This window comes from Mesorhizobium sp. M7A.F.Ca.AU.002.02.1.1, from assembly GCF_003998535.1.
GTDB classification, from domain to species: domain Bacteria; phylum Pseudomonadota; class Alphaproteobacteria; order Rhizobiales; family Rhizobiaceae; genus Mesorhizobium; species Mesorhizobium ciceri.
In genome coordinates, this window is the sequence record NZ_RZPB01000597.1 from 1 (window position 1) to 3,705 (window position 3,705).

The 3,705-nt window shown below is 63.3% G+C and carries 5 protein-coding genes; 3 read left to right on the forward strand and 2 right to left on the reverse strand.

Annotation, left to right across the window (positions count from 1 at the left end; genetic code table 11):
* Positions 1-116 precede the first annotated feature (116 nt).
* The 3 genes from infA to yacG are packed head-to-tail and all read left to right on the forward strand — an operon-like array spanning position 117 to position 1,180.
* Positions 117-335 (forward strand): translation initiation factor IF-1, encoded by a 219-nt coding sequence (gene infA / locus EN879_RS27510; protein ID WP_006200926.1) that lies wholly within the window; start codon positions 117-119, stop codon positions 333-335.
* Between the two features lie 21 nt (positions 336-356).
* Positions 357-986 (forward strand): Maf-like protein, encoded by a 630-nt coding sequence (locus EN879_RS27515; protein ID WP_013530196.1) that lies wholly within the window; start codon positions 357-359, stop codon positions 984-986.
* Positions 983-1,180 carry a DNA gyrase inhibitor YacG gene (yacG, locus tag EN879_RS27520; RefSeq protein WP_013530195.1) on the forward strand — a complete coding sequence of 66 codons (198 nt, stop codon included), beginning with the start codon at positions 983-985 and terminating at the stop codon, positions 1,178-1,180. Before EN879_RS27515 ends, yacG begins: the two co-directional genes overlap by 4 nt.
* A 5-nt stretch (positions 1,181-1,185) precedes the next feature.
* On the opposite strand, the gene EN879_RS27525 is transcribed toward yacG, so the two are convergent.
* The gene (locus EN879_RS27525) at positions 1,186-2,556 is read right to left on the reverse strand and encodes an alpha-glucosidase/alpha-galactosidase (RefSeq protein WP_063170044.1); all 1,371 of its coding nucleotides are present in this window, start codon (positions 2,554-2,556) and stop codon (positions 1,186-1,188) included.
* A 19-nt stretch (positions 2,557-2,575) separates the two neighbouring features.
* On the reverse strand, positions 2,576-3,705 hold a 1,130-nt coding region (locus tag EN879_RS27530; protein WP_164774612.1), incomplete at its 5' end, for an ATP-binding cassette domain-containing protein.

Genomic DNA, 3,705 nt, shown 5'->3' on the forward strand with positions numbered 1-3,705 from the left:
TTCCAGAGGCAAAAAACGCGACGGATTAAGCGTGTTCACAAGCGGACGATTATCATATAGGTTCCGCCGAAATTCCGGCCAGGGTGCTGGAACTACCATCCAAGCAAAGGTATCGAATGCCGAAGGAAGAAGTCCTCGAGTTTCCGGGTGTCGTGACGGAATTGTTGCCGAACGCGATGTTCCGGGTAAAGCTCGAAAACGAACACGAAATCATCGCCCATACGGCCGGCCGCATGCGCAAGAACCGCATCCGCGTGCTGACCGGCGACAAGGTTCTGGTCGAGATGACGCCATACGACCTGACCAAGGGCCGCATCACCTATCGTTTCAAGTAAGCAAAGCCCGACTGGTCCGCGATGAGCATTTTGCAGAAGCTGGTGCTTGCCTCGGGTTCGCCGCGCCGAATCGAGCTCTTGCAGCAGGCCGGGATCGAGCCGGACCGCGTGCTGCCGGCCGATATCGACGAGACGCCGCTGCGTGCCGAGCATCCGCGCTCGCTGGCCAAGCGGCTGTCGAAGGAAAAGGCCGAAAAGGCGTTTGCGTCACTGAAGACCGAAGCCGACTATGCGCCGGGTTTCGTGCTGGCCGCCGACACGGTGGTTGCCGTCGGGCGGCGCATCCTGCCCAAGGCAGAAACCCTCGACGACGCCGCCAACTGTCTCGGGCTGTTGTCGGGCCGTTCGCATCGGGTCTATTCCGGCATCTGCCTTATCACCCCGGGTGGCAAGCTGCGCCAGCGCCTGGTCGAGACGCGGGTGCGTTTCAAGCGGCTGCCGCGCGAAGAGATCGACGCCTATATCGCCTCGGGCGAATGGCGCGGCAAGGCGGGCGGCTACGCCGTCCAGGGCCTCGCCGGCGCCTTCGTCGTCAAGCTGGTCGGCTCCTACACCAACATCGTCGGGCTGCCGCTGTATGAGACCATCGCGCTGCTGAGCGGCGAAGGCTTCAAGGTGCATGGCGGCTGGCTGGCGGGAACCCGGCTGTGAATTCCGATCCCAAAGTCACGCCCTTGCGCCCAAAGCGCCCCTGTCCCGAATGCGGCAAGCCCTCGGCGCGCGACAGCTTTCCGTTCTGCTCGACGCGCTGCAAGGACATCGACCTCAACCGCTGGCTGAAGGGCGCCTATGTCATCAAGGCCCGCGATGACGAGGAAGAGACGGATCCCGACGCTCCGAAATGAGGTCGTCAGGCGGCCTCGGTCTTGCGCGCCACCCGCGCCCAGCCCGGCAGCCAGTCGCCGTGAGCGGCCAAGAGATCGTCGACCAGTGACCAGATCTGGTCGAGATCGAGTTCGGCCGCGGTGTGCGGATCCATCATCGCCGCGTGGTAGATGTGCTCGCGGTTCTCGGTCATCAGAGCCCGCACCGTCAGTTCCTGCACGTTGATGTTGGTGCGGATCAGCGCGGTCAATTGCGGCGGCAGCTCGCCTATATAGGTCGGCTGGATGCCGGAGGCATCGACCAGGCACGGCACTTCGGCGGCGCAATCCCGAGGCAGCGAGGTGATGCAGCCATTGTTGCGGACATTGCCGTAGATCACCGACGGCTCGCCGGTCCAGACTGAATTCATGATCGAGGAGGCATATTCCCGGGACTGCTCTACCTCGATGCGATCGGCCGAGCGATAGGCTTCAGCCTGCCCCTTCCAGCGCTCGATCTGCTCGATGCAGCGCTTGGGATATTCATCAAGCGGGATGCCGTACTTCTCGATCAGGTCCGGGCGGCCGTCCTTGATGAAATAGGGCGTATATTCGGCAAAATGCTCCGAGCTCTCGGTGACGAAATAGCCGAGCCTGGTCAGCATCTCGTAGCGCACCTTGTTGGCACAGCGCGGGTTCCAGCCGGGCTTGGGCGCGCGGCCTTCGCGATAGGCGCGCACGAGATCTGGGTAGAGGTCGCGGTAGGAACCGTCCGGCTGGCGATGCTCGAACTTCAGATAGAACGCCATGTGGTTGATGCCGGCCGAGCGATAGCGGATCCCTTCGTAGGGAAGGTCGAGGTCTTCAGCCAGCTCCATTGCCGTGCCCTGCACCGAATGGCAGAGGCCGACCTGCCTGATCTCAGGGTATTTCTCTGCTATCGCCCAGGTGTTGATCGCCATCGGGTTGACATATTGCAGCATGATCGCCTGCGGGCAGACGGCGAGCATGTCTTCGCACACCTTCCACAGATGCGGCACGGTCCTTAAGCCCCGCATGATGCCGCCGACGCCGAGCGTGTCGGCGATCGTCTGGCGCAGGCCGTATTTCTTCGGCACCTCGAAGTCAGTGACGGTGCAGGGCTCGTAGCCCCCGATCTGGAAGGCGACGACGACGAAATCGGCGCCGGCCAGCGCCTTGCGCTGATCCGAATGGGTCTCGGTCTTCGCCTTGACGCCAAGCGTCGCGATCAGCTTGTTGACGACAATGGCGCTCTCTTCCAGCCGCTGCGGATTGATGTCCATCAGCGCGATCGTCGCGCCGGACAGCGACGGGCGCTGCAGCACGTCGCCGACAATGTTCTTCATGAACACCGTCGAGCCGGCGCCGATGAACGTGATCTTGGGATTTCTTGCCATGCTAACCTCCGGCATATGTTCAGGCCACATCGAAAGCGGCCCTGACGAGCCGTTCGGTGTAAGCGGTCTTGGGATTGGACAGGACGTCGTCGACGGGGCCCTGCTCGACGATCTTGCCGTTCTGCATGACGATCACGCGATGGCATAGCGCGCGCACCACCTTGAGGTCGTGCGAGATGAAGAGGTAGCTGAGGCCGCGCTCGTCCTGCAGCTTGCGCAGGAGGTCGATGATCTGCGCCTGGACGGAGAGGTCCAGCGCCGATGTCGGCTCGTCGAGCAGGATGAATTCTGGTTCGAGCGCTATGGCGCGGGCGATCGCGATCCGTTGTCGCTGGCCGCCGGAGAATTCGTGCGGAAACCGCGACAGAATATCGCCCGGCATGCCGGCGCTGACCAGCGCGTCGCGCACCCGTTCGACCCGCTCGCGCCGCGTCGCCCCTATGCTGTTGACGATCAGCCCTTCCTCGATGATCTGGCCGATCGTCATGCGCGGGTTGAGCGAGGAGAACGGATCCTGGAAGACGATCTGCATGCGCGAGCGCAACGGCCGCATCTCGGCCCGCGACAGGCCGTGGATCGGCTTGCCGTCGAAACGGATCTCGCCGCGCTTGGCGTCGATCAACCGGAGCAGGGCCTGGCCGAAGGTGGTCTTGCCGGAGCCGGACTCGCCGACCAGCCCCAGCGTCTCATGACGACAGAGTTTCAGGCTGAGATCGTCGACGGCGACCAATTCGCGCCAGTCGGGTTTCAGAAAGGTGCCGTGGCGCAGCATGAATGAGACGCGCACGCCGCTGGCCTCGAGAATGGTGCCACAACCCTCCGGCAGCGGCTTCGGCTGCCCGTGCGGCTCTGAAGCCAGCAGCCGCCTCGTATAGGGATGCCGCGGATCGCCGAACAGCCGTTCGGTGGCGTTGTGCTCGCACATTTCGCCATGCTGCATGACATAGACGTAGTCGGAGAACTGGCGCACCACGGTGAGGTCGTGGGTGATCAGGATCACCGCCATGCGCAGCTCTTTCTGCAGGCTGCGGATCAGGTTCAGGATCTGCGCCTGGACGGTGACATCGAGCGCCGTGGTCGGCTCATCGGCGATCAGCACGTCGGGATTGTTGGCCAGCGCCATGGCGATCATCACCCGCTGGCGTTGCC

Coding starts and splice junctions, on each gene's coding strand:
- infA (WP_006200926.1), top strand. CDS start 117: ATGCCGAAGGAAGAAGTCCTCGAGTTTCCGGGTGTCGTGACGGAATTG.
- EN879_RS27515 (WP_013530196.1), top strand. CDS start 357: ATGAGCATTTTGCAGAAGCTGGTGCTTGCCTCGGGTTCGCCGCGCCGA.
- EN879_RS27525 (WP_063170044.1), bottom strand. CDS start 2,556: ATGGCAAGAAATCCCAAGATCACGTTCATCGGCGCCGGCTCGACGGTG.